The sequence below is a fragment of the Streptomyces sp. NPDC104096 genome (genome assembly GCF_055584385.1).
This window is the reverse complement of sequence record NZ_JBVJMD010000022.1, coordinates 36,213-49,917: the sequence shown is the minus strand read 5'-3', so window position 1 is coordinate 49,917 and position 13,705 is coordinate 36,213. Positions and strand designations below refer to the sequence as shown.

Below are 13,705 nucleotides of genomic sequence, written 5' to 3'. Positions count from 1 at the left end.
CTCCTTCGCCGGGCCGGGAGCCATAAGGTATTGCCGGGAACCATTGCTTGGGAAGGGGGTGCGGCCGCATGTCGCGAGGCACGGACGGCACGGACCCGGAGAGACCGGCCGCCGGCGGGCCGGACGACCGTCTCGCGCCGGTGCTGCGGCCGGTCCGGGCGGGCAACGGCTTCGAGGAGGCGCTGGAGCAGATCCTCCAGGTCGTCCGGCTGGGCCTGGTGCCCGGCGGCGGACGGCTGCCGGCCGAGCGGGAGCTGGCGGAGCGGCTCGGGATCAGCCGGGTGACGCTGCGCGAGGTGCTGAAGGTGCTCCAGGACCAGGGGCTGGTCGAGGCCCGCCGGGGCCGGTACGGCGGGACGTTCGTGCTGCCGCGCACGGACGCCGGCGGCGAGGACGAGCTGCGCCGCCGGATCGCCGAGGTCGACATCGAGGACGTGCTGCGCTTCCGGGAGGTGCTGGAGGTCGGCGCGGCGGGGCTGTGCGCGGCGCACGGGCTGTCGGAGGAGCAGGCGGCCCGGCTGCGCGAGGCGCTGGCCCGCACGCACGACGCGCCGCTCGCGGAGTACCGCCGCCGGGACACGCTGCTCCACCTCACCCTGGCCGAGCTGTGCGGCTCCGCGTCGCTGGCCGCCCGGTACGCGGCCGTCCGGGCCACGGTGAACGACCTGCTGGACTGCATCCCGCTGCTCGTGCGCAACCTGGAGCACTCCCAGCGCCAGCACAGCGCCCTGGTCGAGGCGGTCCTGGACGGGGACGCGGACGCGGCACGGGAGATCGCGCGGGAGCACTGCGCGGGGACGGCGGCGCTGCTGCGGGGGTTCCTGGCGTGAGGTCCCGGGCCCGCGGCCGCGGGGACGGCGGGGATTCCCGGCCCGCGGCCACGGGGACGGCGGGGGTTCCCGGCGTGCGGACCCGGGCCCGCGGCCGCCGGGACGGCGCGCCGGAGCGGCGGCCCGGACCCTCTTGCCGCGCACGGGTGACCTCGGCAAAGGTATGAGGGCAATCCATTGCACGGTGTGGGAGGGCGCATGGCGCGCAGACCGCTGATCGGTGTCAGTACGTATCTGGAGCCCGCGGTGCGCTGGGGCGTGTGGGAGCTGGAGGCGGCGCTGCTGCCGGCCGGGTATCCGCGACTCGTCCAGCAGGCCGGCGGGCTGACGGCGATGCTGCCGCCGGACGGGCCGGAACATGCCGCAGCGACCGTGGCACGTCTCGACGGGCTGGTGATCGCGGGCGGTCCGGACGTCGAGCCCGTGCGCTACGGAGCCGAACCCGACCCCCGTACCGGCCCGCCCGCGCGCGCCCGGGACGCCTGGGAGCTGGCCCTGATCGAGGCCGCGCTCGCCGCGCGTGTCCCGCTGCTGGGCATCTGCCGGGGCATGCAACTGCTGAACGTCGCGGCCGGCGGCACCCTCGTCCAGCATCTCGACGGGCACGCGGAGGTGGTCGGCGCCTTCGGCCTGCACCCCGTGAAGCCGGTCCCGGGCACGCGGTACGCGGGGATCGTGCCGGAGGAGACGGCCGTACCGACGTATCACCACCAGGCGGTCGACCGGCTGGGCACGGACCTGGTCGCGTCGGCGTACGCGGCGGACGGCACGGTCGAGGCGATCGAGCTGCCCGCCTCGGCGGGGTGGGTGCTGGGCGTGCAGTGGCACCCGGAGATGGGCGAGGACCTGCGCGTGCTGCGGGCCCTGGTCACCGCCGCGTCCTGAGCCGGGCCGAAGCAGACCCCGACCGACGCACGACTAGTGGTTCGGGGGCGGGGCGGTCTGGGTCGGGGACGGGCCTCGGGTCAGCGACAGCAGGTCCCGCGCCGGTCCCGCCGGCCGGTGTCCCGTCGGCCACACGGCCCGCAGAGCCCGCCGCAGCCGGACGCCCTCCACCGGGAGGCTCACCAGGCGGCGCATCGCGAGCTCCTCCCCCAACGCCAGTTCGCTCAGCACCGCGGGCCCGGCCCCGCCGACCGCCGCCGCCTTCACCGCCGTCGTCGAGGACAGCTCGATCAGCGGGCGGGCCAGGCCGCCCAGGGCCGCGTGAAGGACCTGCCGGGTCCCCGAGCCCTCCTCCCGCAGGATCAGCGGGGTCGCGGCCAGTTCCTCGGCGGCCAGCGCGTGCCTGCGGCGGGCCCAGGGGTGGCCGGGCGCCGTCACCACGATCAGCCGGTCGTGGGCGACGACCGCGGAGTCCAGGCCGGGCGGGACGTCCAGCCCCTCCACGAAGCCGAGGTCCGCCTCCCCCGCGACCAGCCGCTCCGCCACCGACGCCGAGTTCCCGGCCAGCAGCGACACCGCGGTGTCGGGACGCTGGGCGCGCAGCGCGAGCAGCCAGCCCGGCAGCAGGTACTCGGCGATCGTCATGCTCGCCGCCACCCTCAGCCGGGAGTCGCGGCGATCGCGCAGCGCCTGCGTGCCGGCGTCGAAGGCCTCCGCCGCCTCCACCACCCGGCGCGCCCAGTCGGTCACCAGCGCTCCGGTGTCGGTGAGCCGGGAGCCGCGCGGCGACCGGTCCACCAGCGCCAGGCCCAGCCTGCGTTCCATCGAGCGGATCCGGCTGCTGGCGGCGGGCTGGGTGATGCCGAGCTCCCGCGCGGCCGCGCCGAGGCTGCCCAGCCGTGCCACCGCCAGCAGCAGTTCCAGGGCGCCGAGGTCCGGGACGCGGTGGGCGATGGAATCCCCCTGCTCCCGGGCCCCGCCCGGTCCGCTCGTCTCGCTCATAAGCCCACCTTATGCCCCCATAGAGACATCGTCCCTGGTCGCGGGCCATGGGCCGGGGGGATGGTGGAGCCATGGTCACCGATGCCCTTGCCCTGTCCCGTCCGGCGGTCCGTCTCGCGGCGGTCCGCCACCTCGGCCCGAACTGGTACGCCTCCGTCATGGGCACCGCCATCGTGGCCACGGCAGGCGCGGGGCTGCCCGTCCACGTTCCCGGTCTGCGTGCCGTCTGCGCCGCCGTGTGGGTCCTGTCGCTCGCCCTGCTGGTGACCCTGCTGGCCGCCCGTGCCCTGCACTGGACCCACCACCGGGACCAGGCGCGCGCCCATCTCCTCGATCCCGCGGCGGCGCCGTTCTACGGCTGTCTGGCCATGGCGCTGCTGGCCGTGGGCGCGGGTGCCGTCACCGTCGGCCGGGACGTGATCGGAACGGGGGCCGCGGTCGCCCTCGACACGGTTCTCTTCACCGCCGGCACCGTCGTGGGCCTGGCGGCAGCCGTCGCGGTGCCGTACCTCATGGCCGTACGCCATCGGATCGAGCCGGGGCAGGCGTCTCCCGTGTGGCTGCTGCCGGTCGTCGCGCCCATGGTGTCGGCCGCGCTCGGACCGCTGCTGGTGCCGCACCTGCCGGCCGGCCAGCTCAGGGAGACGCTGCTGCTGGGCTGTTTCGCGCTGTTCGGGCTGAGTCTGCTGGCGACCCTGCTGCTGCTGCCGCTGATCTTCGCCCGGCTGCTCACCGGCGGCCCGCTGCCGCTCGCTCTCACCCCGACCGTGTTCCTGGTGCTCGGCCCGCTCGGACAGTCCACGACCGCCGTGGGGAACGTCGCGGACGCCGCGCCGGGGGTCGTCCGGGCCCCGTACGAGCAGGCCTTCGCGGGCTTCGCCGTCCTGTACGGCGTTCCCGTCCTGGGTTTCGCGCTGCTCTGGCTGTGTCTGGCCACCGCCCTGTGTCTGCGGGCCCGTCGGCACGGGATGGGCTTCACGATGACCTGGTGGGCCTTCACCTTCCCGGTCGGCACCTGTGTCACCGGCGCCGGGGCGCTCGCCCGGCACACCGGCCTTGCCGCCTTCGACGGGCTCGCGGTCGCGCTGTACGTCGTCCTCGTGGGCGCCTGGGCGACCGTGGCCGTGCACACCGTCCGCGGCCTGCTCAGCGGTGTGCTGCTCGCAGGGCCGACGCCAGCGCCCGGGGCGCCTCGGCCAGCGACGGCCCGTACCACGTCAGGTGCCGTCCGCTGACGAGAGCGCAGGGCAGGCCGGGGAAGGCCTCGGGGCCGTCGTCGGGGGTGAAGCGGTAGGGCTCGTCGGGGAGCACGACGAGGTCCGGCCGGGCGGCGCGCAGCTCCTCCAGGGGGACGCGCGGGTAGCGCTCGGGGTGGGACGCGTACAGGTGGTCGACGCCCAGCCGGGCGAGCACGTCACCGGCGAATGTGTCACGGCCCAGGACCATCCAGGGACGGCGCCAGACGGGCACGACAGCGGTCGTACGTCCCGTGCCGACGGCAGCGGGTCCCGGAGCCGCGGTCGTCGGCGCCGCCCAGGCCGCCTCCGCCTCGTCCAGCCAGCGCGGCCGGCTCCGCGCCCCGCAGGCCCGCAGCACCCGGTCCAGTTCACGGAAGGCCTGCGGTACGTCCCGCACCTCGGTCACCAGCACCTCGACACCGGCCGAGCGCAGCGCGTCCAGGTCCGGGGCGCGGTTCTCCTCCTCGTTGGCGACCACCAGGTCGGGCGCGAGGGCGAGGATCCGCTCGGTCTTCGGGTTCTTGGTCCCGCCGACGCGGGCCACGTCGAGGCCGGCGGGGTGGGTGCACCAGTCGGTGACACCGACCAGGGCGCCGGGCAGGGACACGGCCACCGCCTCGGTGAGGGACGGCACCAGCGAGACGATCCGCACGCCCTACCGCCGCCTGCCGCGCCTGTCCTGGACGGCCTCGACGTGCTCCGCCACCGCCACCACGACCACCCGGGTGTCCGGCACGGTCGCGCGCCACCGGTGGCGCACCCCGCCGGTCAGGTACAGCGTGTCCCCGCGGCCGAGGCGGTACGCGCGGCCTTCGGCCTCGATCTCCACCGCGCCGTCGGCGACGTACATCAACTGGTCGTTGCGGTGCTGGATCTCGCGGCCCGCCTCGTGGTCGCCGGTGAACTCCGAGGCGTGCATCTGGTGGTGTCCGCGGACCAGAGACCGGGCCTGGGGTCCGGCGCCCGGCACGGTGTCCTCGGCGCGCACGACGTCCACGCTGCACGCCGGGTCGGCGGCGGCGAGGAGTTCGACGGCGGTGGTGCGCAGGGCGTCGGCGACCTTCTCCAGGGAGCTTCTGCTGGGGCGCGCCCGGTCGTTCTCGACCTGGCTCAGAAAGGGGACCGAAAGGCCGCTCCGCTCGGCCACGACGGCAAGGGTGAGCTCCAGCGCGCGACGGCGCCGCCGCACGGCCGCGCCCACCCGCAGGGGCTGTTCCTTGTGGTCGCCCATCGCGCCCGCCGCCTCCTCCGCTCGTCGCCCGGTCGTCGGTGCGCGAGGGTCCGCGCGCACTCCTCCTGATGAGTTCTCTGCACCCTACGCATGTTCGGCAAACCGTTTCAGGCGGCCGTCACATCGGCGACACATCGCGTCGGGTCGGACCTCACAGTTCTCGCCAGTGGATCAATCGGCCGGACTTCCGGAGCCTCACTCCCCTCGCACGGGACGAACGGGCTGATGGGCAGGGTCGGGCGCCCTCCGGGACCGGTGACGGGCGTGTCCGACGGGGCCGCCGAGGCCCGGCTGCCGCCGGGGGCGCGGACGGTCGGGAGGTCGGCGTGTCCGGACGCGGGCCGCTGGGCCGGCGCCGGCCGACGGCCGGATTCCTCCCGTACGGACCGACCCTCGATCAGCACGAGCGTGGTGCTTCTAGGTCGAACGCGCGAGCGCTCCCCGATGTTCCCGACCGTTAACCGGGGATGTCCCCGTTCGTCTCCCGGTCCCGAACCCGCTGGTCAGGACGGGGTGGGCAGGGGCGTCGAGGCGGCACCCTCCGGGACGGGGGCGAGGGACGCGGGCGAGGGGGCGGCGGGCCCGGCACGGGTGGGCCGTACCCTCGCGGATGCCGGGGGAACGGCCGGGGAACTGCGGGCGAACCGGCCGTGGCAGCCGGACGCCCCGGCCCGGTCCGCGCGCGGACCGGATCGATTCGTAGCTTTGTGTGGTTGTCCGGATCTTTTCCGTAGGCACGGGAGTGATCTCCCGGCGCGCGACGGGCGCGCGGGCTCCGGTCGGTTTCCGGACATGACCCGAGGGGTGGGCCCTTCCGCACGCTGTCAGGTCGTGCGGAAGGGCCCACCCCTCGGAGGTTCGTCCCACCGGTGCCGGGCTTGATGACCCGGTGGTGCCCTAGGGCTTGTCCGGGACGGGGGCCGCCTTGTCGACGACGCCCGGGTTGTCCTTCAGCCAGGCGCGCACCGCTTCCTGCTGCCGGCCCTTGCCCGCCTTGTTGATCGCCGCCTCCAGGCCGGTGAGCTGCTTCTCGGTCATCCGGAAGTCCTTCAGCCAGGTGCCGACGACCGGGTTGTCGGCCGCGAAGCCCTTGCGGGCCAGCGTGTGCACGCCGTCGCCCGTGCCCCAGGCACCCTTGGGGTCCTTCAGCTTCTTCAGGTCGTAGTCGTTGTACGCCCAGTGCGGCGACCAGAGCGTGACGACGATCGGTTCCTTCTTGCTGTAGGCGCGCTTGAGCTCGGCCAGCATCGCGGGCGTGGAGCTGTCGACGACCTTGTACTCCTGGTCCAGGCCGTACTCCTTGAGGACCTTGCTCTTGAGCAGGGCCGTCTCGCCGGCGCTGGACTCGATGCCGGTGATCTTCCCGCCGAACCGCGACGCCTGGCCCTTGAGGTCGTCGAGGGAGTCGACGCCCTTCAGGTACGAGGGCACGCTCAGCTCCAGGGACGTCCTGCCGTACCAGGAACCGAGGTCGTCGAGGCGGTCGCCGTACTTCTTCCAGTACTGGGCGTGGGTGGTGGGCAGCCAGGAGTCGGTCTCGAAGTCGACGTCGCCCTGGGCGAGCGAGGTGTACAGCGGCCCGGCGTCGTACTGCTTCGCGTCCACCTGGAATCCGCGCTGTTCGAGGACCTCCTTCCACAGGAAGGTGGAGGCGACGCCCTCGTCCCAGGGGATGTACCCGATGGTGATCTTCTTGCCCCGGCCGACGTCCTTTCCGTCGGCGACGGCCCGCGTGCCGTCTCCGCCGCCGAGGACGCCCATGCCGCCGGCCACCAGGCCGAGGACGACGATGCCGACCACGGCGAACTGCGGGCGGGGACGGTAGGACCAGATCCGCGGCCCCCGGGCGGCGCGCGCCTTGAGGGCGGCTCGGCGGCCGAGCGGGGAGACCTGGGTGCCGAGCGCGCCGGTCATCCGGTCGAGGTAGATCGCGAGGATCACGATGGCGACACCGGCTTCGGAGCCGAGGCCGACGTCGAGCTGGCCGATGGCCTCGTTGACGTCGCCGCCGAGGCCTCCGGTGCCGACCATGCCGGCGATCGCGGCCATGGACAGGCCGAGCATGATGACCTGGTTGACGCCCGCCATCACGGTGGGCAGGGCCAGCGGGAGCTGGACGCGCAGCAGGGTGTCCCGGGGCGTGGTGCCGAACGCCTCGGCGGCCTCGACCAGTTCCTTGTCGACCTGCCGGATGCCCAGTTCGGTCATGCGTACGCCCGGGGCGAGCGCGAAGATCAGGGTGGCGACGATGCCCGCGGAGGCGCCGGTGCCGAAGAAGAGGATCGCCGGGATGAGGTAGATCATCGCGGGCAGCGTCTGCATGAAGTCCAGGACCGGGCGGACCAGTGCGCCGACCCGCTCGGAGCGGGCCGCCCAGATGCCCAACGGGACCGAGATCACCAGGGCGATGACCGTGGCGACGAGGACGAGCGACAGGGTCACCATCGCGTCCTCCCACAGTCCGAGGGAGTCGATGAAGGCGAATCCGACGAAGGTGAGGACACCGGCGAGGGTGCCGCGCAGCCAGAAGGCCAGCACGGCGAAGATCCCGGCCAGCAGCAGCGGCTGCGGGGCCTGGAGTACGGCGTCGAGGCCGTCGTAGGCGCCGGTGAAGACGGCCTTGAGGAGGTCGAACAGCCAGGACACATGGCCGAGCAGCCAGTCGACCGCGCTGTTGACCCAGTCGCCGAGCGGAATCCTAGGCACGGGCCACCGCCTTGGCGCCGGCCGCCGTCGCGGCCTTCGCGCCGTCCGTCGGCTCGTCCGTCGGTTCGTCCGTCGGCTCGTCCGTCGGCGTGGCCTTCGCGTGCGGCGTGTCGCAGCGGTCCGGCGCGGCGGCCGGCTCGTCGCCGAGGAAGCCGAGCAGGCGCTGTCGTGGCACGACCCCGACGAGGTCGTGCCGGGCGTCGAGCACGGCGACGGGATGCGGCACGCGCGCGCTGATCGCGCACAGTTCGGTGAACGGGGTGTGCGGCGTCGCGGTCTCGCAGGAGCAGTCGGCCTCGTCGCCCCGTACCGCGCGGTCCATGACGGCGTCGGCGGTCAGCACCCGGGAGCGGTCCACGTCCTGGGTGAAGGAGGCGACGTAGTCGTCGGCGGGGCGCACGAGGATGTCCTGCGCGGTGCCGATCTGCGCGACCCGGCCGTCGCGCATCACCGCGACGCGGTCGCCCAGGCGCATCGCCTCGTTGAGGTCGTGGGTGATGAAGACGATCGTCTTCTTCAGCGTCTTCTGGAGTTCGAGGAGCTGGTCCTGCATGTCGCGCCGGATCAGCGGGTCGAGCGCGCTGAACGACTCGTCCATGAGGAGCAGTTCGGCGTCGGTGGCGAGAGCGCGGGCCAGACCGACGCGCTGCTGCATACCGCCTGACAGCTCGTCGGGCCAGGAATTCTCCCAGCCGGCCAGGCCGCACAGGGCGAGCGCCTCGTCGGCGCGGCGTGCGCGCTCGGCGCGGGGCACGCCCTGCACCGCCAGACCGTAGGCGGCGTTGTCGCGGACGCTGCGGTGCGGGAAGAGCGCGAAGTGCTGGAAGACCATGCTGATCCTCCTGGAGCGGACCTCGCGCAAGGCGCGGGCGCCGAGTCCGGTCAGGTCCTGGCCGCCGAAGCGGACCTGCCCGGCCGTCGGCGGGAGCAGGCCGTTGAGCATGCGCAGCAGCGTGGACTTACCCGATCCGGACAGGCCCATGACGACGAAGATCTCGCCTGGTTCCACGGTGAAGGAGGCGTCGATCACGGCGGCCGTGGCGCCGTCGGCGCGCAGTTCCTCCCGGTCGGCTCCGTTGCGCAGCCGTTCGACTGCCTGGTCCGGTCGTCTGCCGAACACCTTGTAGAGATGTTCGGCTTCAAGTCTGGCTGACACGCGTGCCTCTTGCTCTCGGGGACAGGACGCGGAGGGACCGTCGACCGCAAACGTTGAATTCGCAATCTCCGTCGCTCCGAAGCGGCGCCTGCCCCGGCTCTCACCTGCCAAACACACCAGTGGCCCGGTTCACAGTGCGTTCACATCCGCCACGTGCTCGCCCCGCTGTCGCCCTGGCGAGTGGTTGTCGGTGCCGTACGGCATGATGCGAGCGTGACCGGACGACTGATGCTCCTCGACACCGCCTCCCTGTACTTCCGCGCCTACTTCGGCGTGCCGGACTCCGTGAAGGCACCGGACGGCACGCCGGTGAACGCGGTGCGCGGGCTGCTGGAGTTCATCGACCGCCTGGTCAAGGACCATCACCCGGAACACCTGGTGGCCTGCATGGACGCCGACTGGCGGCCGCGCTGGCGGGTCGAGCTGATCCCGTCGTACAAGGCGCACCGGGTCGCCGAGGAGCGCGCGGCCGGACCGGACGAGGAGGAGGTGCCCGACACGCTGTCCCCGCAGGTGCCGGTCATCGAGGAGGTCCTGGACGCGCTGGGCATCGCCCGCGTGGGCGTCGCGGAGTACGAGGCGGACGACGTGATCGGCACGTTCACCGCGCGCGCCAAGGGCCCGGTCGACATCGTCACCGGCGACCGCGATCTGTACCAGCTCGTGGACGACGCGCGCGGGGTGCGCGTGCTGTATCCGCTCAAGGGGGTCGGCACGCTCCAGCTGACCGACGAGGCGGTGCTGCGGGAGAAGTACGGCGTCGACGGACGCGGGTACGCGGATCTGGCGCTGCTGCGCGGCGACCCGAGCGACGGCCTGCCGGGCGTGCCCGGGGTCGGCGAGAAGACGGCGGCCAAGCTGCTCGCCGAGTTCGGCGACCTGGCCGGGATCATGGCGGCCGTGGACGACCCCGCGGCCCGGCTGACCCCGACGCAGCGCAGGCGGCTCGACGAGGCGCGGCCGTATCTCGCGGTGGCCCCGAAGGTCGTCCGGGTCGCCGAGGACGTCCCGCTGCCGGACGTCGACACGGCCCTGCCGCGCCGGGCGCGCGACCCGCAGGCGCTGGACGCGCTGGCGGCGCGCTGGGGGCTGGGCGGGTCGCTGAACCGGCTGCTGACCACGCTGGACACGTCGGGCGCGTGATCATTGTTCCCGCGGGCTGACCTGTCCCCATTGATGACGAGGAGGCATGATCCGCCTGAGAGATTCATGAACCTGTCCGCCGGGAGGGCTGCGCCAGGGAAAGTGATGCTAACTTAGGTAAGCCTAAGCTAGAAAGCGACTGGGAGGCCGTCATGGCAGAGCGTCCGGCACGCAAGCCGCGGAAGCCGCACTCCGCGCAGGTCGTTCGCACCGAACGGCTGACCCCGCACATGCAGCGGGTGGTGCTGGGCGGCGAGGGGCTGGCCGAATTCACCGCGGGGACCAGCACCGATCACTATGTGAAGCTGCTTTTCCCGGCCGGGGGCGCGACCTACCCGGAGCCCTTCGACGTGGAGCGGATCCGGGCCGAGTACCCGCGTGAGCAGTGGCCGGTGACCCGGACGTACACCGTGCGCGCCTGGGACCCCGAGCACCGCGAACTGACCCTGGACTTCGTGGTCCACGGCGACGAGGGCCTCGCCGGGCCGTGGGCGGCCCGCGTCCAGCCGGGCGAGACCGTCCACTTCATGGGCCCCGGTGGCGCCTACGCCCCCGACGCGGACGCCGACTGGCATCTGCTGGCCGGCGACGAGAGCGCGCTGCCCGCGATCGCGGCCGCGCTGGAGAGCCTGCCCGACGGCGCCGTGGTGCACGCCTTCGTGGAGGTCTCGGGCCCGGAGGAGGAGCAGAAGGTCGACTCCGACGTGGAGATCGTCTGGCTGCACCGCGGCGATGCGCCGGTGGGCGAGAAGCTGGTCGAGGCGGTGCGCGGCCTGGACTTCCCGGAGGGCCGCGTCCACGCCTTCGTGCACGGCGAGGCCGGTTCCGTGAAGGAACTGCGCCGGCTGCTGCGGGTGGAGCGGGAGATCCCGCGCGAGGACCTGTCGATCTCCGGCTACTGGCGGCTCGGCCACAACGAGGACGGCTGGCAGGCCTCCAAGCGGGAGTGGAACGCGCGGGTGGAAGCGGAGCAGGAAGGTTCCGCGCCCTCGGCGTGAAGCGTCTTCCGAAGCGGCGGCACCTCTCGGGGTGCCGCCGCTTCGCCGTGTCCCGGCACCCGCGACCTCCCGGCACCCGTGCGGCACCGCGGGCCGGGAGGCCGCCGCAGGAGCGTGTGGCCGGGGCCGCGGGAGCGTGAGGACTTGGGCCCGCCCCGGACACGACGGCGTGACGCGGACGAAACAGGCCGTCCCTAATTTCTGTCGCTCGACAGGAATTACGTGCCCAAGGCAGGTGCCGCCGTGACGACCACAGCCGCTTCCGACGTACGTCCCGACCCCTCGAAGCCCTCCGCCGACCACTCCCTCGCGGAGTTCGGCTACCGCCAGGAACTGCACCGCAGCCTCGGTCGGTACGCCTCGTTCGCGGCCGGGTTCTCCTTCATCTCCGTCCTGACGACCGTCTTCCAGTTCTTCGCCTTCGGGTACGCGTTCGGCGGCCCCGTCTTCTTCTGGGCCTGGCCGGCCGTACTGGTCGGGCAGTTGCTGGTGGCCGCCTGCTTCGCGGAACTCGCCGCCCGCTACCCCATCTCGGGTGCCATCTACCAGTGGTCCTCACGCCTGTCGAACGCCACCTTCGGCTGGTTCGCCGGCTGGATCATGGTGATCGGGCAGATCGTGGTGGTTGCCGCGGCGGCCCTGGCCCTGCAGATGGTGCTGCCCGCGATCTGGTCCGGCTTCCAGCTGATCGGCGACGACCCGGCTCCGACCTCCGCGGACGGCGCGGCCAACGCCGCGCTGCTCGGCGTGCTGCTGCTGGCCCTGACGACCCTGGTCAACGTCTTGGACAACCGGGTGATGTCCCTGGTCAACCGGGTCGGCGTGACCGCCGAGATCATCGGCGCGGTGCTCATCGTCGTCCTTCTCCTCACCCACTCCGAACGCTCCCCCGGCATCACCCTCCACACCGCGGGCGCCGCCCAGGACGGCCTGTTCGGCGCGCTGCTGGTGGGCTCTTTCACGGCCGCCTACGTGATGATCGGCTTCGACAGCGCGGGCGAGATGAGCGAGGAGACGCACCACCCCCGGCGCACCGCGCCCCGCACGATCCTCACCGCGCTCGGCGCGGCCGGACTGCTCGGCGGACTGATCGTGCTCGGCGGACTCCTCGCCGCGCCCAGTCTCATCGACGGACATCTGGCGGTGGACGGTCTCAGCTACGTCCTCACCAGCAGCCTGGGCGACGGCGTCGGCAAGCTGTTGCTGGGCGACGTGGTGGTGGCGATCGCGGTGGCGACCCTGGCGATCCAGACGGCGGCCTGCCGGATGCTGTTCTCGATGGCCCGCGACGGCCGGCTCCCCTTCGCCTCCCGCCTGGCGAAGGTCAACCCGCGCACCGGGATGCCCGGCGGCCCCGCACTGGTGGTGGGCGCCCTCGCGGCCATCCTGCTGCTGCTGAACTTCGCCTCGCCGGAGGCGTTCCTGGCCATCGGCACCACCTGCATCGTGATGCTCTACCTGGCCTACGCGATGGTCACCGGCCCCCTGCTGGTACGTCGGCTGCGCGGACAGTTCGCCGTCCACGGCACCGACGAGACGGGCACCCCCCTGTTCTCCCTGGGCCGCTGGGGCGTCCCCGTCAACGCACTCGCCCTCGTGTACGGCCTGTTCATGACCGTCAACCTCGCCTGGCCGCGCGCCGCGGTGTACGACCCGGCGGGCGGGCACTGGTACTTCCAGTGGTTCACGGTGCTGTTCCTGGCCGCGACGGTCGCGGCGGGCGCGGCCTGGCGGACGTACCGCAGGCGGGCGACGGCCACGCCGGACGTGCCGGGGACGGTGCCCGCGTCGGCGGCCTGACGGGCCGGGCGGGCCGGGCCCGGACGGGTCCGGCCCGGCCTCGCTCCCCGCACCGTCCGGAGCCCTCAGTCGCCCCGCACCCGCGCGTGCAGGTGCATGTCGTGCCAGCCGTCCCGGTGGAGTCCCGCGCTGCGCTTGGTGCCCTCCAGGGCGAAGCCGGTCCTGACGGCGACCCGGCAGGACGCCTCGTTGGCGGTGGCGTGGGTGAGCTCCAGGCGGTGGAAGCCGATCCCGTCCAGGGCCCAGGCGGCGAGGGCCGCCGTGGCCCGCGCGGCCACTCCCCGGCCGCGCGCGTCCGCCACGGTCCAGTAGGCGACCTCCGCCAGTCCGTCGGCGAGCACGATCTCGCGCAGCGCGACCCGGCCGAGCAGCCGGTCGGTGGCCTCGTCCACGACGGCCCACTGAGCGCCGCGTTCCCCGGCCCAGGCCAGCCGCCACTCCTCGATCCAGCCGGCGGCCTCGTCCTCGGAGTCGGCGGCCCGCAGATGCCACCGGTGCAGGGCCGGGTCCTGGAACGCGCGGTGGACGGCGGGCGCGTCCGCCGCCCGCCAGGGGCGCAGCCGCAGACCGTCACCGGTGTCCAGGACGGGCTGGGGGGTGCGGGCGAGAGTGCCCGCGGGCAGTACGTCGGTCGTCAGGAAGGGCATGGTCGGCATCCTGCCCGTCCGCCCCGGACGCGCCCAGCGGTTTTCTCACGGCGCGGCCCGCCTCGTAGG

At 73.5% G+C, this 13,705-nt stretch carries 11 protein-coding genes and 1 pseudogene; 6 read left to right on the top strand and 6 right to left on the bottom strand.

The window, feature by feature from the left end; genetic code table 11:
- The first annotated feature begins 68 nt into the window (after nt 1-68).
- Both ACZ60B_RS22665 and ACZ60B_RS22660 read left to right on the top strand, forming a co-directional pair.
- Nucleotides 69-830, top strand: coding sequence for a FadR/GntR family transcriptional regulator (locus ACZ60B_RS22665; RefSeq protein WP_469389662.1), 762 nt, complete (start codon nt 69-71; stop codon nt 828-830).
- Nucleotides 831-1,028: 198 nt separating this feature from the next.
- Complete coding sequence (locus tag ACZ60B_RS22660) at nt 1,029-1,715, top strand: gamma-glutamyl-gamma-aminobutyrate hydrolase family protein (RefSeq protein ID WP_469389660.1); 687 nt, start codon at nt 1,029-1,031, stop codon at nt 1,713-1,715.
- Nucleotides 1,716-1,748: 33 nt separating this feature from the next.
- On the opposite strand, the gene ACZ60B_RS22655 is transcribed toward ACZ60B_RS22660, so the two are convergent.
- Nucleotides 1,749-2,717, bottom strand: coding sequence for a LysR substrate-binding domain-containing protein (locus ACZ60B_RS22655; RefSeq protein WP_469389658.1), 969 nt, complete (start codon nt 2,715-2,717; stop codon nt 1,749-1,751).
- A 71-nt stretch (nt 2,718-2,788) separates the two neighbouring features.
- Between ACZ60B_RS22655 and ACZ60B_RS22650 the strand changes: the two genes are divergently transcribed.
- A complete protein-coding gene (locus ACZ60B_RS22650) occupies nt 2,789-3,952 on the top strand; it encodes a TDT family transporter (protein ID WP_469389656.1) in 1,164 nt (387 codons plus the stop codon).
- Here the strand turns inward: ACZ60B_RS22650 and ACZ60B_RS22645 are convergent.
- From ACZ60B_RS22645 to ACZ60B_RS22630, 4 genes and pseudogenes are all read right to left on the bottom strand, one after another.
- On the bottom strand, nt 3,864-4,607 hold the full coding sequence (locus ACZ60B_RS22645) for a helical backbone metal receptor (protein WP_469389654.1): 744 nt from the start codon (nt 4,605-4,607) through the stop codon (nt 3,864-3,866). The genes ACZ60B_RS22650 and ACZ60B_RS22645 overlap by 89 nt on opposite strands.
- Nucleotides 4,608-4,610: 3 nt before the next feature.
- The gene (locus tag ACZ60B_RS22640; RefSeq protein WP_469389653.1) at nt 4,611-5,186 is read right to left on the bottom strand and encodes a helix-turn-helix domain-containing protein; all 576 of its coding nucleotides are present in this window, start codon (nt 5,184-5,186) and stop codon (nt 4,611-4,613) included.
- A gap of 912 nt (nt 5,187-6,098) precedes the next feature.
- Nucleotides 6,099-7,892, bottom strand: a pseudogene (locus tag ACZ60B_RS22635) (ABC transporter permease/substrate binding protein); the annotation flags it as partial.
- Nucleotides 7,885-9,048: a betaine/proline/choline family ABC transporter ATP-binding protein gene (locus tag ACZ60B_RS22630; RefSeq protein WP_469389652.1), complete on the bottom strand. Its 1,164-nt coding sequence runs from the start codon at nt 9,046-9,048 to the stop codon at nt 7,885-7,887. The gene ACZ60B_RS22630 and the pseudogene ACZ60B_RS22635, both read right to left, overlap by 8 nt.
- 213 nt (nt 9,049-9,261) lie before the next feature.
- Between ACZ60B_RS22630 and ACZ60B_RS22625 the strand changes: the two genes are divergently transcribed.
- From ACZ60B_RS22625 to ACZ60B_RS22615, 3 genes are all read left to right on the top strand, one after another.
- The gene (locus tag ACZ60B_RS22625) at nt 9,262-10,191 is read left to right on the top strand and encodes a 5'-3' exonuclease (RefSeq protein WP_469389651.1); all 930 of its coding nucleotides are present in this window, start codon (nt 9,262-9,264) and stop codon (nt 10,189-10,191) included.
- A gap of 152 nt (nt 10,192-10,343) precedes the next feature.
- The gene (locus ACZ60B_RS22620) at nt 10,344-11,189 is read left to right on the top strand and encodes a siderophore-interacting protein (protein WP_469389649.1); all 846 of its coding nucleotides are present in this window, start codon (nt 10,344-10,346) and stop codon (nt 11,187-11,189) included.
- Between the two features lie 243 nt (nt 11,190-11,432).
- The gene (locus ACZ60B_RS22615; RefSeq protein ID WP_469389647.1) at nt 11,433-12,989 is read left to right on the top strand and encodes an amino acid permease; all 1,557 of its coding nucleotides are present in this window, start codon (nt 11,433-11,435) and stop codon (nt 12,987-12,989) included.
- A gap of 65 nt (nt 12,990-13,054) precedes the next feature.
- On the opposite strand, the gene ACZ60B_RS22610 is transcribed toward ACZ60B_RS22615, so the two are convergent.
- Nucleotides 13,055-13,636, bottom strand: a complete 582-nt coding sequence (locus tag ACZ60B_RS22610) for a GNAT family N-acetyltransferase (protein WP_469389645.1) — start codon at nt 13,634-13,636, stop codon at nt 13,055-13,057.
- Nucleotides 13,637-13,705: the final 69 nt, after the last annotated feature.

Excerpts from the sequence above, each read along its gene's own strand:
- ACZ60B_RS22610 (WP_469389645.1), bottom strand. The coding sequence starts at position 13,636 with ATGCCCTTCCTGACGACCGACGTACTGCCCGCGGGCACTCTCGCCCGC.
- ACZ60B_RS22660 (WP_469389660.1), top strand. The coding sequence starts at position 1,029 with ATGGCGCGCAGACCGCTGATCGGTGTCAGTACGTATCTGGAGCCCGCG.
- ACZ60B_RS22620 (WP_469389649.1), top strand. The coding sequence starts at position 10,344 with ATGGCAGAGCGTCCGGCACGCAAGCCGCGGAAGCCGCACTCCGCGCAG.
- ACZ60B_RS22655 (WP_469389658.1), bottom strand. The coding sequence starts at position 2,717 with ATGAGCGAGACGAGCGGACCGGGCGGGGCCCGGGAGCAGGGGGATTCC.
- ACZ60B_RS22650 (WP_469389656.1), top strand. The coding sequence starts at position 2,789 with ATGGTCACCGATGCCCTTGCCCTGTCCCGTCCGGCGGTCCGTCTCGCG.
- ACZ60B_RS22640 (WP_469389653.1), bottom strand. The coding sequence starts at position 5,186 with ATGGGCGACCACAAGGAACAGCCCCTGCGGGTGGGCGCGGCCGTGCGG.
- ACZ60B_RS22665 (WP_469389662.1), top strand. The coding sequence starts at position 69 with ATGTCGCGAGGCACGGACGGCACGGACCCGGAGAGACCGGCCGCCGGC.